The sequence below is a fragment of the Ruegeria sp. SAZA006 genome (assembly GCF_059613465.1).
Genome location: NZ_JBXWSO010000002.1, coordinates 33,770 through 58,911 on the forward strand (window position 1 = coordinate 33,770; position 25,142 = coordinate 58,911).

General features: G+C 63.5%; 31 protein-coding genes. 12 read left to right on the forward strand and 19 right to left on the reverse strand.

What is annotated here, in order from left to right; genetic code table 11:
- Positions 1–53: 53 nt before the first annotated feature.
- From AC2FNZ_RS00330 to AC2FNZ_RS00355, 6 genes are all read left to right on the forward strand, one after another.
- Positions 54–626 (forward strand): LabA-like NYN domain-containing protein, encoded by a 573-nt coding sequence (locus AC2FNZ_RS00330; protein ID WP_093965260.1) that lies wholly within the window; start codon positions 54–56, stop codon positions 624–626.
- Positions 627–826: 200 nt separating this feature from the next.
- Positions 827–1,777 (forward strand): 4-hydroxy-3-methylbut-2-enyl diphosphate reductase, encoded by a 951-nt coding sequence (gene ispH, locus AC2FNZ_RS00335; protein ID WP_496839175.1) that lies wholly within the window; start codon positions 827–829, stop codon positions 1,775–1,777.
- Positions 1,774–2,226: a DUF3429 domain-containing protein gene (locus tag AC2FNZ_RS00340; RefSeq protein WP_496839176.1), complete on the forward strand. Its 453-nt coding sequence runs from the start codon at positions 1,774–1,776 to the stop codon at positions 2,224–2,226. Before ispH ends, AC2FNZ_RS00340 begins: the two co-directional genes overlap by 4 nt.
- Positions 2,223–2,807 (forward strand): class I SAM-dependent methyltransferase, encoded by a 585-nt coding sequence (locus tag AC2FNZ_RS00345; RefSeq protein WP_496831636.1) that lies wholly within the window; start codon positions 2,223–2,225, stop codon positions 2,805–2,807. Before AC2FNZ_RS00340 ends, AC2FNZ_RS00345 begins: the two co-directional genes overlap by 4 nt.
- Positions 2,800–3,267, forward strand: a complete 468-nt coding sequence (gene rnhA / locus AC2FNZ_RS00350; RefSeq protein WP_496839177.1) for a ribonuclease HI — start codon at positions 2,800–2,802, stop codon at positions 3,265–3,267. Before AC2FNZ_RS00345 ends, rnhA begins: the two co-directional genes overlap by 8 nt.
- Positions 3,264–3,887, forward strand: coding sequence for a trimeric intracellular cation channel family protein (locus AC2FNZ_RS00355; RefSeq protein WP_093965252.1), 624 nt, complete (start codon positions 3,264–3,266; stop codon positions 3,885–3,887). Before rnhA ends, AC2FNZ_RS00355 begins: the two co-directional genes overlap by 4 nt.
- On the opposite strand, the gene AC2FNZ_RS00360 is transcribed toward AC2FNZ_RS00355, so the two are convergent.
- The 6 genes from AC2FNZ_RS00360 to def (AC2FNZ_RS00385) are packed head-to-tail and all read right to left on the reverse strand — an operon-like array spanning position 3,884 to position 6,912.
- Positions 3,884–4,444, reverse strand: a complete 561-nt coding sequence (locus AC2FNZ_RS00360) for a DinB family protein (RefSeq protein ID WP_496839178.1) — start codon at positions 4,442–4,444, stop codon at positions 3,884–3,886. The genes AC2FNZ_RS00355 and AC2FNZ_RS00360 overlap by 4 nt on opposite strands.
- 57 nt (positions 4,445–4,501) lie before the next feature.
- Positions 4,502–4,738: a GlsB/YeaQ/YmgE family stress response membrane protein gene (locus tag AC2FNZ_RS00365; protein WP_496839179.1), complete on the reverse strand. Its 237-nt coding sequence runs from the start codon at positions 4,736–4,738 to the stop codon at positions 4,502–4,504.
- Position 4,739: 1 nt separating this feature from the next.
- Entirely contained in the window at positions 4,740–4,976 is a 237-nt protein-coding gene (locus AC2FNZ_RS00370) for a hypothetical protein (protein ID WP_005981317.1), read from the reverse strand.
- On the reverse strand, positions 4,976–5,896 hold the full coding sequence (gene fmt, locus AC2FNZ_RS00375; protein ID WP_496839180.1) for a methionyl-tRNA formyltransferase: 921 nt from the start codon (positions 5,894–5,896) through the stop codon (positions 4,976–4,978). Before fmt ends, AC2FNZ_RS00370 begins: the two co-directional genes overlap by 1 nt.
- Positions 5,897–5,902: 6 nt before the next feature.
- Complete coding sequence (def, locus tag AC2FNZ_RS00380) at positions 5,903–6,397, reverse strand: peptide deformylase (RefSeq protein WP_170454026.1); 495 nt, start codon at positions 6,395–6,397, stop codon at positions 5,903–5,905.
- Entirely contained in the window at positions 6,394–6,912 is a 519-nt protein-coding gene (gene def / locus AC2FNZ_RS00385; RefSeq protein WP_496831644.1) for a peptide deformylase, read from the reverse strand. Before def (AC2FNZ_RS00385) ends, def (AC2FNZ_RS00380) begins: the two co-directional genes overlap by 4 nt.
- Before the next feature lie 94 nt (positions 6,913–7,006).
- On the opposite strand from def (AC2FNZ_RS00385), the gene AC2FNZ_RS00390 reads away from it, so the two are divergent.
- Positions 7,007–8,179, forward strand: coding sequence for a MalY/PatB family protein (locus AC2FNZ_RS00390; RefSeq protein ID WP_496839181.1), 1,173 nt, complete (start codon positions 7,007–7,009; stop codon positions 8,177–8,179).
- Positions 8,180–8,199: 20 nt separating this feature from the next.
- Here AC2FNZ_RS00390 and AC2FNZ_RS00395 read toward each other — a convergent pair whose 3' ends face one another.
- Positions 8,200–8,553 (reverse strand): hypothetical protein, encoded by a 354-nt coding sequence (locus AC2FNZ_RS00395; RefSeq protein WP_093965240.1) that lies wholly within the window; start codon positions 8,551–8,553, stop codon positions 8,200–8,202.
- 214 nt (positions 8,554–8,767) lie between these two features.
- On the opposite strand from AC2FNZ_RS00395, the gene AC2FNZ_RS00400 reads away from it, so the two are divergent.
- Positions 8,768–9,757, forward strand: a complete 990-nt coding sequence (locus tag AC2FNZ_RS00400) for a glutathione S-transferase family protein (RefSeq protein WP_496839182.1) — start codon at positions 8,768–8,770, stop codon at positions 9,755–9,757.
- Here the strand turns inward: AC2FNZ_RS00400 and AC2FNZ_RS00405 are convergent.
- Positions 9,739–10,101, reverse strand: coding sequence for a response regulator transcription factor (locus AC2FNZ_RS00405; RefSeq protein WP_093965237.1), 363 nt, complete (start codon positions 10,099–10,101; stop codon positions 9,739–9,741). The genes AC2FNZ_RS00400 and AC2FNZ_RS00405 overlap by 19 nt on opposite strands.
- Before the next feature lie 182 nt (positions 10,102–10,283).
- On the opposite strand from AC2FNZ_RS00405, the gene cobD reads away from it, so the two are divergent.
- From cobD to AC2FNZ_RS00420, 3 genes are read left to right on the forward strand one after another with little or no spacing between them, the layout of a single operon-like run.
- Positions 10,284–11,249 carry a threonine-phosphate decarboxylase CobD gene (gene cobD, locus AC2FNZ_RS00410; protein WP_496839183.1) on the forward strand — a complete coding sequence of 322 codons (966 nt, stop codon included), beginning with the start codon at positions 10,284–10,286 and terminating at the stop codon, positions 11,247–11,249.
- Complete coding sequence (cbiB, locus tag AC2FNZ_RS00415) at positions 11,246–12,166, forward strand: adenosylcobinamide-phosphate synthase CbiB (RefSeq protein ID WP_093965234.1); 921 nt, start codon at positions 11,246–11,248, stop codon at positions 12,164–12,166. Before cobD ends, cbiB begins: the two co-directional genes overlap by 4 nt.
- A gap of 14 nt (positions 12,167–12,180) precedes the next feature.
- A complete protein-coding gene (locus tag AC2FNZ_RS00420; RefSeq protein WP_496831655.1) occupies positions 12,181–13,344 on the forward strand; it encodes a lytic murein transglycosylase in 1,164 nt (387 codons plus the stop codon).
- A 4-nt stretch (positions 13,345–13,348) separates the two neighbouring features.
- On the opposite strand, the gene AC2FNZ_RS00425 is transcribed toward AC2FNZ_RS00420, so the two are convergent.
- The 5 genes from AC2FNZ_RS00425 to AC2FNZ_RS00445 all read right to left on the reverse strand — a co-directional run bounded on the left by AC2FNZ_RS00425 (position 13,349) and on the right by AC2FNZ_RS00445 (position 19,544).
- Positions 13,349–13,846 carry a P-loop nucleotide/nucleoside kinase family protein gene (locus AC2FNZ_RS00425; RefSeq protein ID WP_496831657.1) on the reverse strand — a complete coding sequence of 166 codons (498 nt, stop codon included), beginning with the start codon at positions 13,844–13,846 and terminating at the stop codon, positions 13,349–13,351.
- Positions 13,847–13,891: 45 nt separating this feature from the next.
- On the reverse strand, positions 13,892–14,254 hold the full coding sequence (locus AC2FNZ_RS00430; RefSeq protein ID WP_496831659.1) for a hypothetical protein: 363 nt from the start codon (positions 14,252–14,254) through the stop codon (positions 13,892–13,894).
- Between the two features lie 54 nt (positions 14,255–14,308).
- On the reverse strand, positions 14,309–17,764 hold the full coding sequence (locus AC2FNZ_RS00435; RefSeq protein ID WP_496839184.1) for a chromosome segregation SMC family protein: 3,456 nt from the start codon (positions 17,762–17,764) through the stop codon (positions 14,309–14,311).
- Between the two features lie 137 nt (positions 17,765–17,901).
- The gene (locus AC2FNZ_RS00440) at positions 17,902–18,306 is read right to left on the reverse strand and encodes a hypothetical protein (RefSeq protein WP_093965228.1); all 405 of its coding nucleotides are present in this window, start codon (positions 18,304–18,306) and stop codon (positions 17,902–17,904) included.
- A 44-nt stretch (positions 18,307–18,350) separates the two neighbouring features.
- Entirely contained in the window at positions 18,351–19,544 is a 1,194-nt protein-coding gene (locus tag AC2FNZ_RS00445) for an aminotransferase-like domain-containing protein (RefSeq protein ID WP_496839186.1), read from the reverse strand.
- Between the two features lie 159 nt (positions 19,545–19,703).
- Here AC2FNZ_RS00445 and AC2FNZ_RS00450 point away from each other — a divergent pair, with 159 nt between their 5' ends.
- Positions 19,704–20,480, forward strand: coding sequence for an FCD domain-containing protein (locus AC2FNZ_RS00450; RefSeq protein WP_093965224.1), 777 nt, complete (start codon positions 19,704–19,706; stop codon positions 20,478–20,480).
- A 13-nt stretch (positions 20,481–20,493) separates the two neighbouring features.
- Here AC2FNZ_RS00450 and AC2FNZ_RS00455 read toward each other — a convergent pair whose 3' ends face one another.
- From AC2FNZ_RS00455 to AC2FNZ_RS00480, 6 genes are all read right to left on the reverse strand, one after another.
- Positions 20,494–21,732 carry a glycosyltransferase gene (locus AC2FNZ_RS00455; protein WP_496839187.1) on the reverse strand — a complete coding sequence of 413 codons (1,239 nt, stop codon included), beginning with the start codon at positions 21,730–21,732 and terminating at the stop codon, positions 20,494–20,496.
- Positions 21,733–21,834: 102 nt separating this feature from the next.
- Positions 21,835–22,635 carry an FkbM family methyltransferase gene (locus AC2FNZ_RS00460; RefSeq protein ID WP_093965221.1) on the reverse strand — a complete coding sequence of 267 codons (801 nt, stop codon included), beginning with the start codon at positions 22,633–22,635 and terminating at the stop codon, positions 21,835–21,837.
- Entirely contained in the window at positions 22,632–23,579 is a 948-nt protein-coding gene (locus AC2FNZ_RS00465; RefSeq protein ID WP_496839188.1) for a glycosyltransferase family protein, read from the reverse strand. The genes AC2FNZ_RS00460 and AC2FNZ_RS00465 overlap by 4 nt, the downstream gene beginning before the upstream one ends.
- A 128-nt stretch (positions 23,580–23,707) precedes the next feature.
- Positions 23,708–24,268 carry a F0F1 ATP synthase subunit B gene (locus tag AC2FNZ_RS00470; RefSeq protein WP_093965218.1) on the reverse strand — a complete coding sequence of 187 codons (561 nt, stop codon included), beginning with the start codon at positions 24,266–24,268 and terminating at the stop codon, positions 23,708–23,710.
- 5 nt (positions 24,269–24,273) lie between these two features.
- A complete protein-coding gene (locus AC2FNZ_RS00475; RefSeq protein WP_093965216.1) occupies positions 24,274–24,825 on the reverse strand; it encodes a F0F1 ATP synthase subunit B' in 552 nt (183 codons plus the stop codon).
- Positions 24,826–24,911: 86 nt separating this feature from the next.
- Entirely contained in the window at positions 24,912–25,136 is a 225-nt protein-coding gene (locus AC2FNZ_RS00480; RefSeq protein ID WP_005981269.1) for a F0F1 ATP synthase subunit C, read from the reverse strand.
- Positions 25,137–25,142: the final 6 nt, after the last annotated feature.

Consider the following 25,142-nt stretch of genomic DNA (forward strand, 5'->3'; position numbering starts at 1 on the left):
TTTTTCACTCACAGACACCTCCGCGCGTTGAGCGATACCGGAAGGACAAATTAATGTTTTACAAGGACGAACGGCTTGCGCTGTTCATCGACGGCTCGAATCTGTACGCCGCCGCAAAAGCACTGGGGTTTGACATCGATTACAAGTTGCTTCGCCAGGAATTCATGCGTCGAGGCAAGCTTCTCAGAGCCTTCTACTACACAGCGCTGCTAGAAAACGACGAATACTCACCGATCCGTCCGCTTGTCGATTGGCTGCACTACAACGGCTTCACCATGGTGACCAAGCCGGCCAAGGAATACACCGACAGCATGGGGCGCCGTAAGGTCAAGGGGAACATGGACATCGAACTGACCGTCGATGCCATGGAGCTTGCGCCGCGCGTGGATCATATCGTGCTGTTTTCGGGCGATGGGGATTTTCGCCCGCTGATTGCCAGCCTGCAACGTCAGGGCGTGCGCGTTTCGGTGGTTTCGACCATCCGCAGCCAGCCGCCGATGATTTCGGACGAGCTGCGTCGTCAGGCCGACAATTTCATCGAGCTTGACGATTTGCGCGACGTGATCGGACGCCCTCCGCGGGACGTGTCCGATGAACCGCGCACCGTAGCCGTCGCAGGGAAATAAGAACTCCGCCATCCACCACTCACATATGTGGAGCAATCGCGCGGCCAGGACTTCGTGTCCTGGCCGCGCTTCTTTAATCAAGAACCCGTGCTCAAACGGGTATTGGCTAACAGGACTTCATGTCAGCATGATGACAAGGCTGTCCTGACTGGACCAACAGGTGGAAAAGCCTTACCTGTCCCTTTCAAGGAGACAGACGCATGACCAAGCCCCCCCTAACCCTGTATCTGGCCGCCCCGCGCGGGTTCTGCGCCGGCGTGGACCGCGCGATCAAGATCGTGGAAATGGCCCTGCAGAAATGGGGCGCCCCGGTCTATGTGCGGCACGAGATCGTGCACAACAAATTCGTCGTGGACGGGCTGCGCGCCAAGGGAGCCGTCTTTGTCGAAGAGCTGGACGAATGCCCCGATGACCGACCGGTGATCTTTTCCGCCCACGGAGTGCCCAAATCGGTGCCCGCCGCCGCAGCCGCGCGCGAGATGATCTATGTCGACGCCACCTGTCCGCTGGTGTCCAAGGTCCATATCGAGGCCCAGCGCCACGCCGAGGCCGGGTTGCAGATGATCATGATCGGGCACAAGGGCCACCCTGAAACCGTCGGGACCATGGGCCAGCTGCCCGAGGGCGAAGTTCTGCTGGTGGAGACGGTTGACGATGTGGCCGGGGTGCAGGTCCGCGACCCCGAAAAACTGGCCTTTGTCACCCAGACCACCTTGTCGGTGGACGATACGCGCGACATCGTGGCCGCGCTGCAGGACCGGTTCCCGGCCATCGTCGGCCCGCACAAGGAAGACATCTGCTATGCCACCACCAACCGCCAGGAGGCGGTGAAAACCGTCGCACCCAAGTCAGATGCGCTGCTGGTGGTGGGCGCGCCCAACTCCTCGAATTCGCGCCGCCTGGTCGAGGTGGCGTCCAAGGCGGGCTGCACCTATGCCCAGCTGGTGCAGCGGGCCTCCGACATCGACTGGCGCGCGCTCGACGGGATTTCCAGCATCGCCCTCACCGCCGGGGCTTCGGCGCCCGAGGTCCTGGTGAACGAGGTGATCGACGCCTTCCGCGACCGCTATGACGTGACCGTCGAAACCGTCGAGACCGCCACCGAGAATGTCGAGTTCAAGGTGCCCCGCATTCTGCGCGTGCCCGCATGAGCGGCATCCCCCGCGCACCATTGGTTCTGGGCCTGGCCGGTCTGATCCCCTTTGTCTGGGGCGCGCTGACCTACCTGAGCGGAGACCTGAACGACTGGGGCAGCCGCGCGCTGGGTCCCCGGTTCGTGGGGCCCTATGTGCAGCTGTTTTATGGCGCGGTAATCCTCAGCTTCATGTCCGGCGTTCTATGGGGTTTTTCCACCAAGACCGCGGGCAGCCGGGCGGCTCTGTGTTATGGGCTGTCGGTCCTGCCAGCGCTGTGGGCGTTCTTCACCACCGGCGGCGGGCCGGTCGACGCGGGTACCAACCTGATGATCGGCTTTGCCGGGCTGCTGGTGCTGGACGCGCTGTTCTGGTCTTGGGGCCTGACCCCGCGCTGGTGGATGAAACTGCGGCTGCTGCTGAGCGCCGTTGTACTCGCCTGCCTGGCCGTTGGAGTATTCCTGTGAGCGACAAACGAACCATCGACGCCTACACAACCCGTGTGGACGACTATCTGAAAGTGCCGCTGCCGCCCGAACAGATCGAGGCGCGCGCAGCATTCGCGCAGGCGGTCGGCGACGGGCTGGTGCTGGATCTGGGGTCGGGTCCGGGTTCGGACAGCGGTTTCTTTCTGCGCCAGGGGCTGCGGGTTCGGGCGCTGGACGCCACACCGGCCTTTGTCGAACACGCCCGCGCAAATGGCGTGGACGCGCATCTGGGCACGTTCGACGACGTGACCGAAACGGCCGAATACGATGGGGTCTATGCCAGCTTTTCCCTGCTGCACGCCCCGCGCGCCGATTTCCCGCGACACCTGGCCGCCATCCACCGGGCCCTTAAGCCGGGCGGCGTGTTCTTTCTGGGCCTCAAACTGGGCACCGGAGAGCATCGCGACGAACTGGACCGCTACTACACCTATTTCTCGCGCCCCGAGATCGAGACCGCGTTGATCGAGGCCGGGTTCGTCATTGACCGTGTCACCACCGGTATGGGAAAGGGGCTGGCCGGATCGTATGACGGTTTCATTCTGGTGCTGGCCCATGCCTGATCTGTTTGCCTATACCGATGGCGCCTGTTCCGGCAATCCCGGCCCCGGAGGCTGGGGCGTGCTGCTGCGGGCGATGGATGGAGAAACCGTCCTGAAAGAGCGCGAGTTGAACGGCGGCGAAGCCGAGACCACCAACAACCGGATGGAGCTGCTGGCCGCGATCAGCGCGCTCGAGACACTGGAGCGGCCCTCGAAAATTACCATTGTAACCGATAGCGCCTACGTGAAAAACGGGGTGACCGGCTGGATTCACGGGTGGAAGCGCAACGGCTGGAAGACCGCAAGCAGGAAACCCGTCAAGAACGTGGACCTGTGGCAGCGGCTGGACGAAGCCCAACAGCGCCATGACGTGACCTGGGAATGGGTCAAGGGCCATGCTGGCCACCCCGAAAACGAACGCGCAGATGAGTTGGCGCGCGCAGGCATGGGCCCGTTCAAGCCGAAAAAGGTCCGCACATGAGCGGGCTGGCCCTGCTGGACTATGCCTCGGTTCTGGTCTTTGCGCTGACCGGGGCGCTGGTGGCCAGCCGGGCACAGCTGGATCTTGTGGGGTTTGCCTTCATCGCCTGTCTGACGGCGGTGGGCGGTGGCACGGTGCGTGATCTGCTGCTGGATCGGCACCCCGTCTTCTGGGTGGGCCAACCTGACTATATCCTGATCGCGGTGGCGGCGGCGGTGGTCGTGTTCTTCACCGCGCATCTTGTCGAAAGCCGCTACAACTGGTTGGTCTGGCTGGACAGTTTCGCGCTGTCGATCGCCGTGGCCGCGGGAACGGGCGCGGCGCTGGCGCTGGGTCAGTCGGGCGTGATCGTGGTGTTGATGGGTGTGACCACCGGCTGCCTTGGCGGGCTGATGCGCGACGTGGTCTGCAACGAGGTGCCGCTGGTGCTCAAACAGGGCGAGCTTTATGTCTCGTGCGCTTTCACCGGTGCGCTGGTGGCCGTGGTGGCCACCCGTCTGGGGCTGGAGACGCTTCTGGCGCTGGGCCTGTGCGCGCTGTCCTGCTGGGCGCTGAGGGCCGGATCGCTACTGTTCGGCTGGCAGTTGCCGGTCTACAAGGCGCGCCCGCCGCGGAGCTAGAGGCCCTGCCAGACCTCTTCCTCGGTCAGGTTCAGAGATGCGAAATCTTCGGCCCGCAGCGATCTGTCAGCCTCCCACTCCATGAAGAACTCATCCAGTTGCGGCGGAGCGATCATCGTGCCCGAAAGCATCGAATGGACTTGTCCCCGATGATGAATCTGGTGCTGCAGCAAGTGCAGGATCGTGCGGTCGTACCGCTCGACTTGGACCACGTCCCCACGTGGAATCCTGACGCGTGCAGTTTCATCCAAAACCTTCTCATCGCGGCAAACATCCACAAAACGTTGGTCGATGGCGCGCTGGTGCGCCGAAAGCTCGGGCAATTCGGGATAGGGAGTTTCCGGGTCGAAGGCGTTCAATCCCATTGGCCGGCCTTCCAGTGCGGTGACGTAGAAAAGATCAACCGTGTAGATGTGATTGAGAGTCTCGATGATGGACGGGAAGAAACCAGTACGGGGCTTCGCCAGTTCCTCGGGGGGCAATTGCGCGCAAGCCTCCAGAATTCGATGATTGGCCCATGCGTTGTTATAAGCTTGTGGCAAGAAATAGTTTTTCATTGCCGATGCCTAGTTGATTGCCAAAGCACTGTCTAGCGTGGCCTGCGACCTGCCGCATTAACGCCGGAAATAGGTCTTCCAGAGCCAGATCAGCAGCAGCGCGCCCAGCACCGCGCCTACGAATCCGGGCATCCAGCCCATGACCGTCAGCAAGGCGCGCATGATCAGCCCGCCCACGACGGCCCCTGCGACGCCGATCAGCAGGGTGGTGGGGATGTCCGCCTCGATCCGCATCAGGCGGGTGGCCAGAAATCCGGCCGCGGCGCCGATGACGATCAAGGCAAGGACGGGCATCTCATTTCCTCCAATGCGTGGGCACGATGATCAAGGCCCCCACCGACGAGATCACCGCATCCAGCCCCGGCGGTCCAAAGCTGATACCGAACATGATGCGGATGAAATAGAACAGGAACGCCCCACCCACGCAGATGATGATGGATTGCAGATAACCGTTGTGGGTAAAGCCCGTCACCTCGGACAGATAGCCGACGATGCCGGCAATCACTACGGTGCCCATCATCACCATGAACATCAGGACGTCTCCGAGTCGAGGCGGGTTCCGGCCGGGATCGGCCAGCCCCGCAGAAAAGTTTCCCTATCCTGCGCCGCCTTGCCCGCCCGTTGCAAGCGCAGCAGCTCGACCGCGCCGGTGCCGCAGGCCACGCGCAGCGCGTCGTCCAGCACCTCGCCCGGCACACCCTGCCCGTCCGACAGGCGCGAGGCGAGCAGCTTGACGCGCTCGCCCTCGATCTGAGTCCAGGCGCCGGGAAAGGGCGACAGGCCACGAATCTGGCGATCGACATCGACGGCGGGGCGCGACCAGTCCACGCGGGCCTCGGCCTTGTCGATCTTGGCGGCATAGGTCACGCCGACCTCGGGCTGCGGTTCGGGGGTCAGCTCGGGCAGGCGGTCCAGTACCTGCACGATCAGATCGGCGCCCCTCGCCGACAGACTGTCATGCAGCTGTGCGGTGGTTTCCTCGGGTCCGATCGGGGTGGCCTGACGCAGCAGGACGGGGCCGGTGTCCAGACCGGCCTCCATCTGCATGATGCAGATGCCGGTCTCGGCATCGCCCGCCATGATCGCCCGGTGGATCGGCGCGGCCCCGCGCCAGCGCGGCAGCAGGCTGGCGTGGATGTTCAGGCAGCCATGCCGGGGCGCGTCCAGAATCGGCTGCGGCAGGATCAGCCCATAGGCCACGACCACGGCCACATCAGCTTTCAGCTTGGCAAAGGCTTCCTGTTCTTCGGGCGATTTCAGCGAGTTGGGATGGCGCACCGGCAGGCCCAGCGCCTCGGCGCGGGCGTGCACCGGCGTGGGCCGGTCCTTCTTGCCGCGACCGGCCGGGCGCGGGGGCTGGCAATAGACGGCGGCGATCTCGTGCCCGGACTGCACCAGCGCATCCAGCACCGGTACCGAGAACTCGGGTGTTCCCATGAAGATGACACGCATGCCGCCCTACCCCGCCTTTTTCGCCTTGCGCAGCAGCATGTCGCGTTTGACCTTGCTGAGACGGTCGAAATACATCCGGCCGTTCAGATGGTCGATCTGGTGCTGCACGCTGGTGGCTTCGATGCCGACGAAATCGCGCCGGTCGATCTCGCCTTTTTCATTGAGAAATCGGACCGTCACCGCACGCGGACGTTTGATCTTGGCTGACACGCCCGGCAGGTTAGGGCTGGCCTCGTCATGCTCGCGCAACTCGATCGAGCTGTGCAGGATTTCGGGGTTGGCCAAGCGCACCGCGCGGCCACGCTCGGTCGAGCCGTCCACGACCGCCAGCCGCAGCATCACACCGATCTGGGGCGCCGCCAGGCCGACGCCGGGCATCGCCTCCATCGTGTCGATCATGTCGTCCCAGATGGCGCGGATCTCGTCGGTGATCTCGGTCACCGGCTCGGCCTTGGTGCGCAGGCGCTTGTCGGGCCACGGCAGGCAGGGACGGACGGTCATGCGCGGGCCAGCTCACGCTTGAGCTTGACCATCTTGCGCGTGATCATCTGCCGTTTCAGCGGCTTGAGATAGTCGATGAACAGCTTTCCGTTCAGGTGGTCGATCTCGTGCTGCACGCAGGTGGCCCAGAGACCGTCGAAGGTTTCGCGCTGCGCGTTGCCGTTCTGGTCCATCCAGGCGACCTCGACCTCGGCCGGGCGGGTGACCTCGGCGAACTGATCGGGGATCGACAGGCAGCCTTCCTCGTAGACACTGGTCTCATCCGAGGCCGAGATGATCTCGGGGTTGAACATCACCAGCGGGCGGGGAGTGGCGCCTTCCTCCTTGACGCAATCCAGCACGATCAGCCGTTCCAGCACGCCGATCTGGGGCGCGGCCAGCCCGATGCCCGGCGCCTCATACATGGTTTCCAGCATGTCGTCGGCCAGCGCGCGCAGCTCGTCTGACAGGTCGTCCACGGGCGCACAGACCTTTTTCAGGCGGGGATCAGGATGGATCAGGATGTTGCGTTTCATGGGGCTGATTTAGGTCATCGCGCGCGTGGCCGCAACGCCCCCCTTGCGCCGGGCGAATTTCCCGATAGCTTTCGGGCCAACGAATGGAGCAGACATGACTTTCAACGACCTGATCGACCGCCGGGGCACCTTCAGCTCGAAATGGGACAAGATGGAGAAACTCTATGGTGTCTCGCCCGAGGACGGGCTCGCCATGTGGACCGCCGATTCCGACTATGCCACCGCGCCCTGCGTGATTGAGGCGGTGCGCCGCGCGGCGGATCACGGGGTGTTCGGCTATTCCTGGCAGCACCCGGCCTATCTGCAGGCGGTGCAGTGGTGGATGCAGAACCGCCACGACTGGGCGATCGACACCGATTGGATTCTGACAACACAGGGTCTGGGCAACGCCATCGCGCTGAGCCTCGACGTGTGGAGCGAACCGGGAGACGGGGTGGTGATCTTCACACCAGTCTATCACGAGTTTGCGCACAAGGTGAACAAGACCGGCCGCCGGGTGGTGGAATGCCCGCTGGTGCGGGCCCGCGATACCTATGAGATAGACTTGGATGACGCGCAGTCGCGGCTGGACGGGTCGGAAAAGCTGTTGCTGTGGTGCTCACCACAGAACCCGTCGGGGCGGGTCTGGACACCGGACGAGCTGCGCGCGGTGGCGGCCTTTGCCGAACGCAACGGGCTGATCCTGATCTCGGACGAAGTGCATCATGATCTGGTCTATCCCGGGCATACATTCGTGCCGATGGACGTTGCCGCGCCGGATGCACGGCCCTGGACGGTGACGCTGACCGCACCGTCCAAGACCTTCAACATCGCCGGCCAGCGCACGGGCAACATGATCATTCCCGACGACAAGCTGCGGGCGCAAATGCGCCACCGGCTGAACACGCTGGACTACGACCCCAGCGCATTGGGCGTGGCGATAATCACCGCAGCCTACTCACCCGAGGGCGCCAAATGGGTGGATGCCCAGATCGACCACCTGAACGGCAATCGCGCGCTGTTCGATGCCGCGATTTCCGAGATCCCCGGCCTGTGGTCGATGCCCCTGCAGGCGACCTACTTGGCCTGGGTCGATTTCTCGGGCACCGGAATGGACCACGCCGAATTCGTGCGCCGTCTGCGCGATGATGCGCGGATCGCAACGTCATCCGGTCCGGGGTTTGGAACGGGAGGCGAGACCTTCGAACGGTTCAATCTCGCCACTCAGCGGGCGCGGGTCGAGGACGCGTGCGCCCGTTTGAAACTTGCTTTTTCTGACCTTCAATAAGGCCGCGCGAACGGTCTGCCCTAGTCGTCTTTGCCGAGAAGGGCGATTGGGGCATCCGGCGCGCGATAGAAATCCAGTGGCGCCTTGTCCGCCGCGACGGTGCTGCGCTTGAACTCATATCGCATCTGGCCGCCGTCTTCCTCGTCAGCGACGATCAGGCATTGATACAGGTGGTTGGCGCCATCAAAAATATCGACCAGTCCACGTAGACGCGGTGTTGTCTCGGCCTCGACGGCGAAACCATCCTTCCACAATTTGAGGATTCTGTAGGTATTGTCGCCCATCTCCACCCGCAGGCGACTGGACTTCTTGAGCGATGCGATTCGGGCCGCATCCAATTCGGCGCTAATTTCCTTGGAAACATAAGTACTCATCAAAATTCCCCCCAAGCTATGCCATCTATTGTGGGGGTATCTTCGTAAAAATCCAGTGAAGCCCGACCGTTGACGCGGATCTGTGGGCGATTTGTTGCACAGACATCCCGGGTGGCACTGTGCGACTGCGCAGAGATGCTGCGCGCCTTCGGCGATGTGAACTGCGGCGCTGTCGCACTAAGCTTTGTCCGGAGACGGAAACGGAGGATCCAAGATGGGCCTGTTGGTCGACGGCACCTGGCACGACACCTGGTATGACACGAAATCCACCGGCGGAGCGTTCAAACGTTCGGCTGCCCAGTTTCGAAACTGGATAACGGCCGATGGCAATGCAGGTCCCTCGGGCAAGGACGGTTTCAAGGCCGAAGCCGGGCGATATCACCTGTATGTCAGCCTGGCCTGCCCTTGGGCACACCGGACGTTGATCTTCCGCCAGATCAAGGAACTTCAGGACCTGATCACCGTCTCGGTGGTTCATCCGGACATGCTGGACCGCGGTTGGACTTTCCAGACCGACGATCACGGCGCCACCGGCGATGCTTTGTATGGGCTGGACTATGCCTATCAGGTCTACACACGCGCCGACCCGAACTACTCGGGCCGGGTGACGGTGCCCATCCTGTGGGACAAGGTGCAAGAGACCATCGTGTCGAACGAAAGCTCGGAAATCATCCGCATGTTCAATTCGGCCTTCGACGAAATCACCGGCAACACCGACGACCACTGGCCCGCCGAGATGCGCGACGCGATCGAAGAGGTCAATGCGCGGGTCTATTCAAACGTGAACAACGGCGTCTACAAATCCGGCTTTGCCACCACGCAGGAGGCCTATGACGCGGCCGTGCACCCCCTGTTCGATACGCTGGACTGGCTGGAGGATCGGCTGTCCACGAACCGATACCTGATGGGGGATCGCCTGACCGAGGCCGACTGGCGCCTGTTCACGACCCTGATCCGGTTCGACCCGGTCTATCACCTGCATTTCAAATGCAACCGCAGGCGGCTGATCGACTATCCCAACCTGTGGGCCTACACGCGCGAACTGTATCAATGGCCGGGCGTGGCGGGCACGGTGAACCTGCACCATATCGTGCGGCACTATCACTACAGTCACGACAGCATCAATCCGCACCGGATCATCCCGATCAACCCCATCCTGGACTATTGGGAGCCGCACGGACGCGATCAGCGCCCCGCAGCGTAATGCTCGACCATCGCCGCCAGATCCTCGGGCGGCGTTCCGCTCTGGACATAGGCGCAGGCGTTGGGGCTGTGCGCAAAGATCGACCCGTCGGAAAAGAACGTGGTGTTGGTGACGAAGATCACCCGGGCATCCGGGCGGCGATAGCTGGCGAAATCCGCGACAGCCAACGCGCTGCCTGAATCCAGAACCAAGTCCAGGATTATGATGTCGAAGGGTGTGCCATAAAGAGCAAGGATCGCTGCCTCCTGGCTTTCGACCAGAGTAACCTCGGCCCCCTGCCGTTCCAGGTGCCGCTGCCAGACCCGACCCAGATCGGGGTTACTCTCAACAATCAGAACTTTCATTTGCAACAACCTCGGCACTTGATAAGGTGAGTGGTGCCGACCCCCATAAGCTGTGATCACGTTATTTCGTTAACAAAGGGTTAACGGCCGCTCCAGCCCTCCTCTATGAACCGGATTTGCTTGTAAAAACGGCGTAAATCCGCTTGAAGCGGGGTAAATTCGGCGTTTTGGACGATTCCGGCATGACTGACCGCACTGACGACTTGAACCCACGCGGCAAGCGTGACCACGGCGGTGGGTTGGACGACGCCATTGCTCGCCACGGCGGCGCGCGAGCGGAATGGATCGACCTGTCGACCGGGATCAACCCGCACCCCTACCCGGTGGCGGACCTCACGTCCGAAGACTGGACCGCCCTGCCCGACCACGGGGCCTTTGCCCGGCTGAGCGATGCGGCCCGCCGGCTCTGGGGTGTGCCGGACGGCGCGGCGATTCTTCCTGCGCCGGGCGCTTCGGCCCTGATCGCGCGGATCCCGGCGCTGGCCCCCGTTGGTGCAGTCCAGATCACCATGCCAACCTACAACGAACATGCCGCCGCCTTTGCCGCGCAGGGCTGGACGGTGCAGCCCGGCGGCCCGACGCAGGCGCGGGTGTTCGTGCATCCCAACAATCCCGACGGCCGGATCTGGCAGGCCGAGGACGCCGATGCGCCGCTGACCGTGATCGACGAAAGCTTTTGCGACGTGACGCCCCAAGCATCTCTGATCCGTCTGTCCGAGCGCCCCGGCGTGATCGTCCTGAAAAGCTTTGGCAAGTTCTGGGGTCTTGCGGGCCTGCGGCTGGGCTTTGCCATCGGGCATCCCGACCTGATCGCGCGACTGAACGATCTGACCGGCCCATGGGCGGTGTCCGGCCCGGCCCTGCGCATCGGCACGCAGGCCTTGAATGACACGGCCTGGGCCGAGGCCACACGCGCCCGACTGGCCCGCGATACGGAACGGCTGGATACGCTGATGACCGGCAAGGGCGCGCATTTGGTCGGCGGAACCACGCTGTTCCGCCTGTATGACGTGGACGATGCCGCCGCCTGGCAGGACCGGCTGGCACAGGCCCATATCTGGAGCCGCATCTTCCCCTTTTCCGATCGGTTCCTGCGGCTGGGCCTGCCGCCCGAGCATGGCTGGTCGCGGCTCGAGGCGGCGCTGTGAGCACCGCGCTGACGCTGGCCCTGGCGATGCTGCTGGACGCCGCATTGGGCGAGCCCGATTGGCTGTGGTCGCGTCTGCGGCACCCGGCGGTGCTGATGGGCAACGCCATCGGCTGGTTGGACCGCCGCCTGAATCACGGCACGCATCGACGGGCCAAGGGCGTGTTGGTCGCCCTTCTTCTGGTCTTGGGCGGCTGGGTGGTCGGTGCGGCGCTGGCGTCGCTTGGTTGGGCGGTCGAGGTCGTAGTCTGCGCGATCCTGTTGGCACAGAACTCTCTAGTGGCGCATGTCCGCGCCGTGGGCGTCGCGCTGCGGCAGTCCCTGCCCGAGGGCCGCGCAGCGGTGGCAATGATCGTGTCGCGCGACACCTCGCAGATGACCGAGGCACAGGTGGCGCGCTCGGCCATCGAGAGCGCCGCCGAGAACCTCAGCGACGGGGTGATCGCCCCGGCTTTCTGGTTCCTGCTGGGCGGCCTACCGGGGTTGCTGGTCTACAAGGCGGTGAACACCGCCGACAGCATGATCGGGTACCGCAACGACACGTACCGAGACTTCGGGTGGGCCGCCGCCCGGCTGGACGATCTGCTGAACCTGATCCCGGCGCGGCTGACTTGCCTGATGATCATGGCCCTGTCGGGACAGTGGCGCCAATGGCGGGCCATCGTCGCGGACGCGCAGCGCCACATTTCGCCCAATGCCGGCTGGCCCGAGGCCGCCATGGCCCGCGCGTTGGACGTGGCACTGGCCGGGCCGCGCAGCTATGACGGGCAGATGCGCGATCTGGCTTGGGTCAACGGCGAAGCCCGGCGCACGATCGGCGCAACGGAGGTTTTCCGCGCATGCGGGATCCTTTGGCAGGTTTGGGGGCTTGCGTTGGCCGGACTGACGGTGTGGGTTGTTCTGAACACGGTTTTCTGAGGATGGTTTTCGTCATGCGCTTTGTCTCGGGCCTTATGGCCGCTTGCCTGTTCGCCGCCCCGGCCCTTGCCCAATGCGGCGGCGGCTTCAACGCCTTCGTTCGCGGACTGAAGGCCGAAGCGGCACAGCAGGGGTTCGACACGGCCACGGTCGATGCGTTCTTCAACGGTGTGCAGCAGGACCCCAAGGTGCTGAAGGCCGACCGGGCGCAGGGCGTGTTCCAGAAACCGTTCATCGAGTTCTCGCGCCGCCTGATCTCGCAGGATCGGATCAGGCGCGGCCAGGCGATGGCGCAGAAATACGATGCCGTTTTCGACCGGATTGAGGCCGAATACGGTGTGTCGCGCGGGGTCCTGCTGGCCTTCTGGGCGTTCGAGACGGATTACGGCGCGTTTCAGGGCGATTTCAACACCCGCAATGCGCTGGTGACGCTGGCCCATGATTGCCGCCGCCCCGAACTGTTCCGGCCGCAGATCTTCGCCGCGATCGAGCTGTTCCGGAACGGAGACTTCGACCCGAACCGCACCACGGGCGCCTGGGCGGGCGAGATCGGCATGGTGCAGATGCTGCCCCATGACATTCTGGAAAACGGCGTGGACGGTGATGGCGACGGGCATGTTCGGTTGAAAACGTCGGCCCCCGACGCGCTGATGTCTGGGGGCAAGATGCTGTCGCATCTGGGCTGGCAGCCAGGTCAGCCCTGGCTGCAGGAGGTCACCGTGCCCGCACAGATGGACTGGTCGCTGAGCGGGCCGGGCAAACCGCGCCCGGTCTCGGACTGGCAGGCGATGGGCGTGCAGGCGCGCAGCGGGTCGCTGGCCGACCTGCCGGCCTCGCTGATCCTGCCGCAGGGGCGCAAGGGTCCGGCCTTTCTGGCCTATCCGAATTTCGATGTCTATTTCGAGTGGAACCAAAGCTTTGTCTATGTCCTGACCGCGGCCTATTTCGCCACCAGGCTCGAAGGCGCGCAAGTCTATGCCGCGGGCAACCCCGATCCGGGCCTGACCGGCGCCCAGATGAAACAACTGCAGGCGAGACTGCAGGCGCGCGGGCATGACGTGGGCAAGATCGACGGCATCTTGGGGGCCGGTACGCGCGCTGCAGTACAGGCTGAGCAGGCCCGGCTGGGACTGCCCGCAGATGCCTGGCCGACAGTTGATTTGCTAAACCGACTTTAGACGCTCAATCCGTTGGGTCGTGGAATACCAGCGTGAATCCTTCCTCAGGCGTGGGTTCCGCGTAATGCTTGGAAAACCGGCGGAACTGCTCTTCGGTCGCGGCAAAGGCGTGGTCGCCCGCTGCGTTTCGTGCTTGCAGTCGGGCCAGACAAACGGTGTCGGGCGTGGTCAGCACATGCATCTGATGCGCCGTATCGGTCTGATCCAGAATTTCGCGCATCCAGGCGCGGGTTTCGACCGTGTTGGCCGGGAAATCCAGAACAACCGACATGCCCGCTTCAAGCAGAGTGGTGACATGCGGACCCATCGCCGCCCGCAGACGCGTGGAACAGCGCAGATAGTCGGCACCTGTCACCATCTGATCGGCAAAAAGCGGCTTCAGCCAGGCGTCCTCGGAAATCAGAACTGTGCCGGGCTTCCTCGCGAGCTGGGCGGCAAGCGTCGATTTTCCTGCGGCGATCTTTCCGCAAAGCATGTGCAGGGTCGGAGCGTGTCGGGTCATCGGTCGATTCCTGGTTAGGCACGGCGGGTGAAAGGCAGGCCCCGATCACTCGGGTCGCACCGGGTAACGTTCACCTTTTTCGGTGATCAGGATCAACCGACCATTGTTCCGCACGTACAGATCGCAGCGGTCGAACCCGTTGCGGTACTGCACACAGATGCTGCCATCAGCGGCGATCGAGTAGGTTCCGAAGGCCGTTCCGCCGCCATTGACCGCCGAATAAGTATAGGAATAGGCCCCACCGGCCGAGTATTTCGACTGCCCGTCGTCATAGAAAGTCAGCGTCTGCCCAGCCAACGCGTCCAGTTCAGCGGGGCTCAGGGGGATATCACCGGGGCGTATGGCCCATTCGGCAGCCCAAAGCGGCGAGGCGGCGCAGGCCGCGGCGATCAGCAACAGGTGTTTCATGCAGCCAGCCTAGCCCGGCCCGGCCCGTTCGCGGAATAACGTTGCGGTGAGCGGTCAGGCGACCATCTGCTCGGCCTTCTTCAAATCGACCGAGACCAGTTGGCTGACGCCCTGTTCTTGCATGGTCACGCCGAACAGACGGTCCATCCGGGCCATGGTCACCGCGTGGTGGGTGATGATCAGGAACCGCGTGTCGGTCTGGCGGCACATCTCGTCCAGCAGATCGCAGAACCGGGTCACGTTGGCATCGTCCAGAGGTGCGTCGACCTCGTCCAGAACGCAGATCGGCGCCGGGTTGGCCAGGAACACGCCGAAGATCAGCGCGGTGGCGGTCAGGGTCTGTTCCCCGCCCGACAACAGGCTGAGGGTCGACAGCTTCTTGCCCGGCGGCTGGCACATGATCTCGAGCCCCGCATCCAGCGGGTCGTCGCTCTCGACCATCACCAGATTGGCCTCGCCGCCGCCGAACAGATGCTTGAACAGCATGGCGAAATTGGCGTTGACCTGTTCAAAGGCAGTCAGCAGGCGCTCGCGGCCCTCGCGGTTGAGGCTGGCGATGCCGCTGCGCAGCGCCTTGATTGCCTCTTCCAGATCGGATTTCTCGCTGTTGAGCGTGTCGAACTCCTCCTGAACCTCCTTGGCGTCCTCCTCAGCGCGCAGGTTCACCGCACCCATGGCATCACGCTGACGCTTGTGGCGGTTCACCTCAGCTTCCAGGGCATCGGCGGCGGGCATGTCGTCGGGGTTCACGTCCAGCTGGTTCAACAACTGGTTCGGGGTCAGTTGCTGATCCTCGGCGATGCGCTCGGCGGCGGCGGCGACACTTTCCTTGGCCGCCTCGAACCGCGCCTCCGCCGCGGCGCGGGCTTCGCGCGCCTCCGAGGCCTTGCGCTCGGCCTCGCGCTCGGCCAGCACGGCCTCGCGTTGCAGCGCTTCGGCCTGGGCCAGCTTGTCTGCGGCCTCAGCGCGGCGGGCCTCGGCGGCCTCGATCATCTCGTTCAACTCTTCGCGCGCCTCGGCGATCTCGGCGGGCGCGGCCATCGCCTCGGTCAGTTCTTCTTCCGAGCTGGCTTTGCGTTCGGCCAGCTCGGCGATGCGCTTCTCGGCGGTTTCCAGGCGGTGTTTCCAGCCGCTCAGGTCCTTGGTAACCTCCTGCGCGCGGCGGGTGCGGGCCTCGCCTTCGCGGCGCAGCTCGTCATGGGTCGAGCGGTGCGTCAGCATGGTGATCCGCGCGGCCTCGACCGTCTGCTTGATGTCCTCGACCCGTGCGCGGGCAGTGTCCAGATCGCCCAGCTCGGCCAGGGCGGCCTCGGCCTCGCGCAGCTGGGCACGGGCCGCCATCGCATCCTGCTTGTGGCGGTCGACCGCAAGCGTCAGGTTCTCCAGCTTGCCCTGCGCCAAATTGCGGTCGGCCTCGGCCCGGCTGAGCGCGCGGGCGGCTTCGGCCATGCGCTGATCCGCGGCGCGGCGGGCCTCGCGGGCGCGGCGGTCGGCCTCGGTCACCTCGGTCAGTTGCCGCGACAGAGCCTCATGCGCAGCGCGGGCGCCGTCGGCCTGCGCCTCGACCTGCGCCAGCTGCTGTTTCAGCGCCTCAAGCTTGTTGAGCTGCTCGAGCCGCAGCGCCGCAGCGCTGGGGGCATCCTCGGCCCACGCGCGGAACCCGTCCCAGCGCCACAGATCGCCCGAGCGCGACACCAACCGTTGGCCGGGTTTCAGCAAGGGTTGCAGCCGCGCACCCTGATCCGCGTCGATCAGGCCGATCTGCGCGATGCGACGGCTGAGGCGGTCCGGCCCCGAGACGTGCAGCGCCAGCGGCTCGGCCCCGTCCGGCAACGGCTGATCCGCGTCATAGCCCGGCACCTGCACCCAGCCCGACGGGCCATCGCCTTCGACCAGCGGGGCGCGGAGGTCATCCGCCAGCGCGGCCCCCAGCGCCTTTTCAAAGCCCGGCTCGACCCGCAGCAGGTCCAGCACCTGCCCGCCCTCGGCGGTGTCGCGCTCGACCAGCTTGGCCAGCGCGGTGGTCTCGGCCCGGATCGCGCCCAACTCGCCCTCAGCCTCGGAGCGTTGGGCGCGGGCCTCGGCCTCGCGCGCCTGCGTTTCACCGCGCAGCTCGTCGGCGGCGGCCAGCGCTTCTTCGGCGGCTTCGGCGGCCTCGCGCGCCTCTTCCTCGGCGGCTTGCGCGGCCTCGAACGCTTCGTCGGCGCGGGTCAGCGCGGCGCGGGCCTCGGCGACGGCCGCACGGGCCTTTTCCTCTTCGGCCTCGGACCTTGCGAGCGTCTTGCGGCTGTCCTCGACCAGGCGCTGCGCCGATTGATGACGCGCGACCAGACGGGCGGTGTCCTCGGTCTCCTGCGCCAGCAGATCCTCGCGCTCCTGCAGAACCGCGGCGGCTTCGCGGGCGATTTCGGCGGCTTCGGCCAGCTTGTCGTCATGGCCTTCGGCGGCCTTGGCCAGTTCGCGGGCTTCCCATTCCAGCCGCTCGATCATCTCGCCGGCGTCGCGGTTCAAACCGGTTTCACGCTCGATGTCTCGGCCCAGTTGCTGGATGCGGGCGGTCAGGGTTTCGATGGTCTGGCGCGCGCGGGTTTCCTGATCGGACAGCTGATCGCGCTGCACCTGCTGGCGCTGCAGGACGGCGGCGGCGATGGCCTCCTCCTCGCGCAGCGGCGGCAGGGTTTCTTCGATCTCGGCGCGTTTCGCGCTTGCGGCGCGGGCCTCGGCCTCGGCGCGCGCGGCTTCGGTGGTGCGGTCGCGCAGACGCTCTTCGGCCTGCTGGCGGGCCATGTCGGCCTCTTTCCAGCGGCGATACAGCAACATGCCCTCGGCCTGGCGCAATTGCTCGCCGATCTCACGATACCGCGCGGCCTGACGGGCCTGGCGCGCCAGCTGCGCCAACTGCGTGCCCAACTGTTCCAGCACGTCATCGACGCGGGTCAGGTTGGCCTCGGTGCCCTTGAGCTTCAGTTCGGCTTCATGCCGCCTCTGGTACAGACCCGAGATGCCGGCGGCCTCTTCCAGAATGCGGCGGCGGGCGCGGGGTTTGGCGTTGATCAGCTCGGCGATCCGGTTCTGCCCCACCAGCGCAGGCGAATGCGCGCCGGTCGAGGCGTCGGCGAACAGCATCTGCACGTCGCGGGCGCGCACGTCCTTGCCGTTGGCCTTGTAGGCGCTGCCCACGTCGCGGGTGATGCGGCGCACGATCTCGATCTGGTCGCTGTCATTGAACCCGGCCGGGGCCAGACGTTCCGAGTTGTCCATGGTCAGGACGACCTCGGCGAAGTTGCGCGCCGGACGGGTGGCGGCACCGGCAAAGATCACGTCCTCCATCGCACCGCCGCGCATCGATTTGGGGCGGTTCTCGCCCATCACCCAGCGCAACGCTTCGAGCAGGTTGGACTTGCCGCAGCCGTTGGGCCCCACCACACCGGTCAACCCGTCCGCGATGATCAGATCGGTCGGATCGACGAAGCTTTTGAAGCCGGTGAGTTTGAGTTTGGTAAAGCGCAAAGGCCGATTTCCATGATTCCCGTTCCTTGAAAGTCTGGACAAGGGAATGCCCGCGAGTCAACGAAGTTGCGCAGGATATGGGATATTGGGCCGAGTTATCCACAATATCTTGCTGATTTGGGCGGAATTGCGCGGAGTCAATAAGGCGAACACTCGAACACCTGGTATCCGGTGTCCGACCCGCTGTCATAGGTTCCGAAGTCGATGCATTCATAGTTGGTCGGCGTGACCGCAGCCAGCAACAGCCGGTCCGACGCCCTGCGGTCGCAGGCGAGGATGCCCACGGTCACCGCCGCGTCGCCCAATACATCGGCGACCGGACAGCCCGAGACCTGCGCCATGGCCAATGCGGCCCGATCTCGGACCGGCCCCAGCCGCGGGGCATATTGGCTGTTGACGCGGACCGCCTCGGCCAGGTCACCGCGCAGGCGCACGTCGAACACGCTGCCGTTCACGGCCACGCGGGTCGCGGGCACGTCGCGGAAATGGGGCGTGCCGGCCGAGCAACCGGCCAGCAACAGCAAGGCGAGGAACCGGATCATGCCGCAGCTTTGCGGCAAAATGGTTAACGAAAGCTTTCCCGCGCTCAGCCGCGCAGGACCGTGCCCAGCCGGGCAATACCCTCGGCAATCGTGGCCTCGTCCGAGTTGGAGAAACTCAGCCGGATCGTGTTGGCGCCGCTGCCATCGGGGTGAAAGGCTTGGCCGGGCACAAAGGCGACCTTGACCGTCTCAAGCGCGCGGGCCAGCAGCTGCGCGCCATCTGATCCGGGCGGCAGGGTCAGCCAGATGAACATGCCGCCCTCGGGCCGGGTCCATTGCACGCCTTCGGGCATGTGCCGATCCAGCGCCGCCAGCATCGCGTCGCGGCGCGCACCGTAGGTTGCGCGCACTTTCGGGATGTGGCTGTCGAAACAGGTTTGGGCCACTTGGTGCACGGCCATCTGGTTGATGGTGGCCGAATGCAGGTCGGCGGCCTGTTTCATTAGCACAAGCTGCGCGATGACTGGCCGCGCCGCCACGACCCAACCCACCCGCAATCCGGGCGACAGGGTCTTGGAAAAACTGCCGCAATAGATGGTCCGGCAAGCTTGGAGATCGCCTTTCCGCTCCAGTTCCAGCGCGAGGATCGGCGGTATCGCTTGCCCGTCATAACGCAGGGCCTGATAAGCGCCGTCCTCGATCAGGGCGCAGTCCAACTCCTCGGCCAGATCCAGAAGGGCCTCGCGCCCCTGCCGATCGACGGTCTCACCGGTCGGGTTTGCAAAATCGGGAGACAGATAGGCGTATTTGACCGTCCCCGGCCCCGCCGCGGCCCGGTATTGCGCCGCGCCCGCATTGCCGCCTTCGCGCAACCGGTCAAAGCGTGGTTCATAGGCGTTGAAGGCCGCCAAGGCGCCCAGGTAGGTCGGCCATCCGACCAGCGCCGTGTCGCCGGGCGACAGAAACAGTTTACCCAGATAGTCGAGCGCCTGCTGCGAGCCCGAGGTGATCAGAACGTCGTCGGGGCCGCAGTCGATGCCGATCTGGCGCATGTGGCCGGCGATCCATTCCCGCAGCGGCATGTAACCTTCGGACACGGAATACTGCAATGCCTGAGCCCGGCTGTCAGCGCCAAGCGCCTGTTGAAATGCCTGAGAAAACGCCTCGGCCGGAAACAGCGCCGGGTCCGGGATGCCGCCGGCAAAGGAAATGATGCCGGGTTGATCCAGCAGTTTCAGCAATTCGCGGATTTCAGACGCCTTCATTCGCGCGGCGCGCGTTGCAAATAACTGGTGCATGGGCCGAGCCTCCTCCGCTGGGTTGGAGTGACGCTATGACCTCTGCGCTTAAAGTCAATAATACTGACCTAGTGTTTCAGCCAATGTGATCGCGGCCCGTTCTTGCGCGGGCCGGGCATGTGTGGTCATATGATTTGACCAATTTTCAGCGATGATCCGATGCCCTTTCAGAAAGTCCAGACCGAGAAACTGTCCCTGGCCGTCGTCAAACAGATCGAACTGCTGATCCTGCGCGGGATCCTGCGCCCCGGTGAGCGCCTGCCGTCCGAGCGCGAGCTGGCCGACCGGCTGGGTGTGTCGCGCCCGTCGCTGCGCGAGGCGATCTCGCAACTGCAGGAACAGGGCCTGCTGACTGCCAAGGCCGGTTCGGGCATCTATGTGGCCGAGGTTCTGGGCTCGGCCTTTTCGCCCGCACTGATCCGTCTTTTCAGCAGCCATGACGAGGCCGTATTCGATTACCTGTCGTTCCGGCGCGACATGGAAGGGCTGGCGGCCGAACGCGCCGCGCGTCTGGGCTCGGACAGCGACCTGAAGGTGATCCAGGCGATTTTCGACAAGATGGAGGCCGCCCATGCCCGCAACGCGGCCGATGACGAGGCCCATCTGGACGCGCAGTTCCACATGGCCATCATCGAGGCCAGCCACAACGTGGTAATGCTGCACATGATGCGGTCGATGTTCGATCTGCTGCGGCAGGGCGTGTTCTACAACCGCCAGATCATGTTCCACCAGCGCACCACACGCGACGCTATCCTGAACCAGCACAGGGCAATCAACGCAGCCCTTCAGGCCCGCGACCCCGAAGCCGCCCGGCAGGCAGTGGAACAGCATCTGAGCTTTGTCGAACGCTGCATGGAAGACCAGCAGAAGGCCCGGCGCAACGAACTGATCGCCCGCCAGCGGCTGGAACATGAGGTTGGCAACTTGGGCGGTTGAGGCCCTCCGCCTCTCACTGCGCCTTCAACCCCAGCGTTTCATAAAGGCGCCTGTATTGCTCGGCCACGATTGGCATCGCATAGCTCTGCAGGGCATGTTTGCGCGCAGCATTCCCGTCGCGCTTCTGCCCTTGAGCCTCGCAGGAACGCTGATCATCAATCACCCCCTTTAGGCAATCCGCCAAGTCCCGCGCATCAAACGGCTTGGCCAGCCGCCCGCACCCGGGGTTCGGGACCAGATCGGGCAATCCACCGATCTTGAACCCGACGATCGGAATACCGCAAGAAAGCGCCTCGACGCCGGTGTTGGGCAGGTTGTCTTGTCGGGACGGCAACGCAAAAACGTCCGCGCACGCGTAAACAGACCGCAGTTCCTCGGGCACTGAATGTTGTCCAGTGAAATGAGCCGGAAAGGGCAGATCGACCTCATGCGCATCCGCGCCGAATATCAGAACCCGGATATCAGATCTTTCCTGTTTCAGGATCGACAGAGCTTCCTTGAGGTGCCGAAATCCTTTGCGCGGATCGCTGTCGCCCCCCATGGCCCCAAAACCGATGACAGCAGAATCGCGTGGCAGACCCAATCGATCTCTTGCCGCGTCTCGGTCGGTGGGGCGCCAGACATCGGTGTCGATTGCGTTGGGAATGACTGAAACGGGCCAGTCCTGCGTCAAGGTGCTTTGCCGGGCGCAATCCGCCAGCCAGCGGCTGGGTGCAACAAGATGGAACGGCCGCGTCCAAAACCGCTGTTTTCTCTTCCAGACACGGCGGTTCAGCCTGCTCGCTCGGCTATCCTGCTCGGTCGCGTAACCGTTTTTCCAGGCATCGCCCTCAGAGTAGTGCTCCACCCCACAGAACGGCCACATGTCATGCATGGTCCATACAACCGGATGACACAGGTTTCCGATCTCGCGGATCGACATCAGATCCGAGTTGACCCAGTGCAGGTTCAGAATTTGCGAGGACTGTTGGTTCAGGTACTGCGCCAAGCCCGAACGGACCTGACCCAGCGAGATCAAACCCGAGAAATCCGCTTCATGCCTGCGCCGGATACCGCGCGCCATTTCCCGTTGAATCATTCGTCCCAGACCCTTGGCTGGCTTGAACGTGGTGATGCCTGGCCCTTCCTGACCTCGCGCAACGGTCATGGTTGAGTTCACGCCGCTGGCGTTTAGGGCCATATGCAGCCGGTGCGCCGCAATCGCCGCGCCCCCCTCGGAACTACTGAAACTGATGTGGTTTACCTTGAGCACCGCGACTCCATTTGTCCGGCGTAGAATCTGGTCGCGAGCCCCAGAGTCACGACGCTTTGTTCCGCCCGTTTTCTAGCGCATGAAATACTCGAAAGAAGCACGTCAGGGCTGTTTCTCGTGCAGGTACAAATAGTCGGTACTGCCATTTCCATAGACGCAGACATACCCTGCCGCCCTCAGTGCCTTGTCTGCGGCATCAACCCGCTGAAAGGCTTTCTTTCCGGGCCGGTTGAGTTCGTCGTATTCGACGCAGATCTGCCGGGGCCGCAGCCCGTCTGCCAGAATCTGCTCAAGAACTTCGACTTCCGCACCTTCTATGTCGAGCTTCAACAGCTGGACTTCCTCGATTGGAATTGCGTGATCGTCCAGTATTTCCCGCAATGTATCGGCCTGAACCATCAGGTGATCGGTATCCTGACGATAATCGTTCTGGAAATTCACGATCGAGTGCGACACATGCTCGGGGTTCTTGGGAAGAAAAAAACGCAGTGTCTCGTTGCGGCACCAAAGGGCGCGATCGACCATTATCAGGTTGTCTTCACTGCAGGTGCTCAGGTCGTAGGCTTCAACGGGCTGTGAACCACCTGAAACGTAGCCCGTTTCACCCACTTGGCCGAAACGCTTTTTCATCGCGCCAAAATGGGCCACGGCCCGAGGTGTCGGATCGATGATCACGACCCTTGCGCTGTAGCGGTTCGCAAACTCGACGTCGAAGGACGCGTCCTCTCCAAGACCAGCGCTGACGATCGTGCAACCCTGCAGACTCTCGTCCTCGAGGAAAGTCCAGCCACCATAGTCAGAGCCGAGTGTGACCAGGCGCAAACCGTGCCTGGCCCGAACCGTTTGCAGCCTGTGGCGCTTGTAGCGCTTTTCGCGAAGCCAGTTTCCTATGCGCTCTATCATCTTTCCCTCTTGGACATGAGCCTGCCGACAAACCTGTTGAGCTTGCGCCTGATCTTTTGCAGTTTGCCGGGTTTGGTCAGGTAATACAGTTTCACCTGCTCCACCGCATCGGTATTTTCCGAGATCTGGTCAGGTAAGCCCGGCGAAAGGTTGGAGTTCAGGCGGCTGCGCGTGTAGGATTTGTTCACCACACCATGACTGCCGGATCCATCAAAACCGATGTTCTCGACATAGGAAAAATATGGGGACAGGCACAATCCGCGATTCCGGAAAATGGTCGCGTACCAGAAAACCGCCCATGTCTTCAACTCGCCGGTCTGGTTCGCCAGAACCTGCGACCAATAGTCCTGTGCCCCGTCGAGGTTGAAGCGGACGATGTCTGCGTCTGAAAACTCATCCACCAGCGCGTCAGGGTCGCGGCTGTAATGCGCCCAACGGTCCGCCCAGGTTGCCCATCCCCAGCAGCTCATGAAACGCCACAGATACGCGCCCTGCGCTCGGCGAAAGGCAGGCACGTCCTCATTGTACCCGGCTATATGCCAGACATCCGGAGTATCCCTGTAGCGCTCCAGGGCAAGGTTCATATAATGCAGAAAGGCTGGCGACGTGAGGATATCATCTTCGAGAATGATCGCGCGGCCATGCTCGGCCATCATCTGCGAAACACCCTCTTCGATCGAGACGGCCAGCCCTGCATTCTGGTCACGTCGGCGCAGCTCGATACTGGCGAAACCCTGCTGCGTTTCGGCGACCTGCGCAACAGCGTCAACAATCGGTTTCTCGGCATCATTGCGGGGGCCGTCGATGAATACGGTCAAGGATGTCGACGCGGCCAAGGGCGATTGGGCCAGGGCATCCAACGTCCGCCGCGTATGTTCGGGTCGGTTGAACGCGAACACGCAAACAGGTGCGGGATCAACAATCTTGGTATGTCCGGATGTCATCGTACCTCACCGAAACGCCACAAGCTGACTGCCCTGAATCAACAGACTATGACGCGGGCTACAAGCAAAAAACCCGAAAGCAGGCAGCTTTCGGGTTTTAGAAATTGCGATTGCTCGCGCCGAACAGCTCAGTGCAGCTTATCACCGACCTCGGAGATCGCCGAGTCAATCAGCTTGTTGGCTTGCGCCGCAGTCATCTGCTTGGCCAACACGGACTTGGCAGCCGCAACGGCCGCAGTAACAGCCTGGTCGCGCACTTCCTTCACCGCCGAAGCCTCGGCCGATGCGATTTGATCCTGTGCGGCAGCCAAACGACGCGCGATGGATTTCTCCAAGTCCGCCTTTGCCTGTTCGGCAGCCAGAACCGAATCTTCCTTCGCCGCGGCCACGATGGCTTCGGCCTGAGTCTGCACTTCGCGCTGCTTGCGTTCGTATGAGGCCAGCAGGCTGCGCGCTTCTTCATGCAGGGCACGGGCCTCGTCCAGCTCGGCCTTAATGCCTTCGGCGCGGTTGTCCAGCGCCCCGCCAATCATCGAGGGAACCTTGAAATAGAACAGGACCGCGATAAAGACGATGAAGCCCAGCGTCACGACGAAATCGGTGTTCGCCAGCGAGAAGAACGGACCGCTTGCGGCCAGCGCCGGGCTGGCGAAGCCTGCGGTCAGGATAAGAGCAAGTGTATTCCGCATGTCACTTATCCTTTCATCTGCGCGCTGATGGCACTGCTGATGGCTTTGGCATCCGCCTCGCCGCCCAGCGCAGTCACCAGTTCGGCCGCCGTATCGTTGGCAACCTGTTGAATGCTTTCCAGCGCTCCGGCACGGATTTCGGCAATTGCCTTCTCCGATTCTGCCGCCTTGGCCGCGATTTCCGCGTCTGCCTTGGCAATCGCGTCATCCAGGTCCGCCTGGATTTCGGCGCGCGCTTCGGCTGCGATCCGCTGAGCCTCGGCACGGGCATCGGCCAGCGCCTTGTTATAGGCCTCTTCGGCCTCGACCGCCTTGGCCTTCAGATCTTCGGCCGCAGCCAGGTCATTTGTAATGGTCCCCTGACGCTCGGCCAGGATCGCCGCGATGCGCGGCAGGGCCACGCGGGACAGGACCAGAAAGATGACGACCAGCGTAATGACCAGCCAGAAGATCTGGTTGGGGAACCAATCGAAGCAGAGCTGCGGCATCCCGATGGCCGAGCCATGGGAATCGACGCATTTGCCGACTGCTTCTGCAGCTATGGGTTCTGTCGCCATGATGTCCTCCGTCGGAACGTTGTCTTTACAACAGGTGGGCCGCTATGGCTTGGGCCCACCTGCGCGTAAGGATCAGGTTCCGCAGATTAAACGGCGAACATCAGCAGCAGCGAGACCAGGAATGCGAAGATCCCCAGGGCTTCTGCGAATGCGATACCAATGAACAGAGTTGCGGTCTGCGAAGCAGCCGCCGAAGGGTTGCGCAGAGCGCCGGCCAGGAAGTTGCCGGCCACGTTGCCCACCCCGATTGCGGCCGCGCCGGAACCGATTGCTGCCAGGCCTGCGCCGATGTGTGCGAGATCGCCTTCCATGATGTA

What these genes read in the sequence shown, in the direction of transcription:
- AC2FNZ_RS00330 (WP_093965260.1), top strand. Translation starts at nt 54, where the DNA reads ATGTTTTACAAGGACGAACGGCTTGCGCTGTTCATCGACGGCTCGAAT.
- ispH (WP_496839175.1), top strand. Translation starts at nt 827, where the DNA reads ATGACCAAGCCCCCCCTAACCCTGTATCTGGCCGCCCCGCGCGGGTTC.
- AC2FNZ_RS00340 (WP_496839176.1), top strand. Translation starts at nt 1,774, where the DNA reads ATGAGCGGCATCCCCCGCGCACCATTGGTTCTGGGCCTGGCCGGTCTG.
- rnhA (WP_496839177.1), top strand. Translation starts at nt 2,800, where the DNA reads ATGCCTGATCTGTTTGCCTATACCGATGGCGCCTGTTCCGGCAATCCC.
- AC2FNZ_RS00355 (WP_093965252.1), top strand. Translation starts at nt 3,264, where the DNA reads ATGAGCGGGCTGGCCCTGCTGGACTATGCCTCGGTTCTGGTCTTTGCG.
- AC2FNZ_RS00360 (WP_496839178.1), bottom strand. Translation starts at nt 4,444, where the DNA reads ATGAAAAACTATTTCTTGCCACAAGCTTATAACAACGCATGGGCCAAT.
- AC2FNZ_RS00365 (WP_496839179.1), bottom strand. Translation starts at nt 4,738, where the DNA reads ATGCCCGTCCTTGCCTTGATCGTCATCGGCGCCGCGGCCGGATTTCTG.
- AC2FNZ_RS00370 (WP_005981317.1), bottom strand. Translation starts at nt 4,976, where the DNA reads ATGTTCATGGTGATGATGGGCACCGTAGTGATTGCCGGCATCGTCGGC.
- fmt (WP_496839180.1), bottom strand. Translation starts at nt 5,896, where the DNA reads ATGCGTGTCATCTTCATGGGAACACCCGAGTTCTCGGTACCGGTGCTG.
- def (WP_170454026.1), bottom strand. Translation starts at nt 6,397, where the DNA reads ATGACCGTCCGTCCCTGCCTGCCGTGGCCCGACAAGCGCCTGCGCACC.
- def (WP_496831644.1), bottom strand. Translation starts at nt 6,912, where the DNA reads ATGAAACGCAACATCCTGATCCATCCTGATCCCCGCCTGAAAAAGGTC.
- AC2FNZ_RS00390 (WP_496839181.1), top strand. Translation starts at nt 7,007, where the DNA reads ATGACTTTCAACGACCTGATCGACCGCCGGGGCACCTTCAGCTCGAAA.
- AC2FNZ_RS00395 (WP_093965240.1), bottom strand. Translation starts at nt 8,553, where the DNA reads ATGAGTACTTATGTTTCCAAGGAAATTAGCGCCGAATTGGATGCGGCC.
- AC2FNZ_RS00400 (WP_496839182.1), top strand. Translation starts at nt 8,768, where the DNA reads ATGGGCCTGTTGGTCGACGGCACCTGGCACGACACCTGGTATGACACG.
- AC2FNZ_RS00405 (WP_093965237.1), bottom strand. Translation starts at nt 10,101, where the DNA reads ATGAAAGTTCTGATTGTTGAGAGTAACCCCGATCTGGGTCGGGTCTGG.
- cobD (WP_496839183.1), top strand. Translation starts at nt 10,284, where the DNA reads ATGACTGACCGCACTGACGACTTGAACCCACGCGGCAAGCGTGACCAC.
- AC2FNZ_RS00420 (WP_496831655.1), top strand. Translation starts at nt 12,181, where the DNA reads ATGCGCTTTGTCTCGGGCCTTATGGCCGCTTGCCTGTTCGCCGCCCCG.
- AC2FNZ_RS00425 (WP_496831657.1), bottom strand. Translation starts at nt 13,846, where the DNA reads ATGACCCGACACGCTCCGACCCTGCACATGCTTTGCGGAAAGATCGCC.
- AC2FNZ_RS00430 (WP_496831659.1), bottom strand. Translation starts at nt 14,254, where the DNA reads ATGAAACACCTGTTGCTGATCGCCGCGGCCTGCGCCGCCTCGCCGCTT.
- AC2FNZ_RS00440 (WP_093965228.1), bottom strand. Translation starts at nt 18,306, where the DNA reads ATGATCCGGTTCCTCGCCTTGCTGTTGCTGGCCGGTTGCTCGGCCGGC.
- AC2FNZ_RS00445 (WP_496839186.1), bottom strand. Translation starts at nt 19,544, where the DNA reads ATGCACCAGTTATTTGCAACGCGCGCCGCGCGAATGAAGGCGTCTGAA.
- AC2FNZ_RS00450 (WP_093965224.1), top strand. Translation starts at nt 19,704, where the DNA reads ATGCCCTTTCAGAAAGTCCAGACCGAGAAACTGTCCCTGGCCGTCGTC.
- AC2FNZ_RS00460 (WP_093965221.1), bottom strand. Translation starts at nt 22,635, where the DNA reads ATGATAGAGCGCATAGGAAACTGGCTTCGCGAAAAGCGCTACAAGCGC.
- AC2FNZ_RS00465 (WP_496839188.1), bottom strand. Translation starts at nt 23,579, where the DNA reads ATGACATCCGGACATACCAAGATTGTTGATCCCGCACCTGTTTGCGTG.
- AC2FNZ_RS00470 (WP_093965218.1), bottom strand. Translation starts at nt 24,268, where the DNA reads ATGCGGAATACACTTGCTCTTATCCTGACCGCAGGCTTCGCCAGCCCG.
- AC2FNZ_RS00475 (WP_093965216.1), bottom strand. Translation starts at nt 24,825, where the DNA reads ATGGCGACAGAACCCATAGCTGCAGAAGCAGTCGGCAAATGCGTCGAT.
- AC2FNZ_RS00480 (WP_005981269.1), bottom strand. Translation starts at nt 25,136, where the DNA reads ATGGAAGGCGATCTCGCACACATCGGCGCAGGCCTGGCAGCAATCGGT.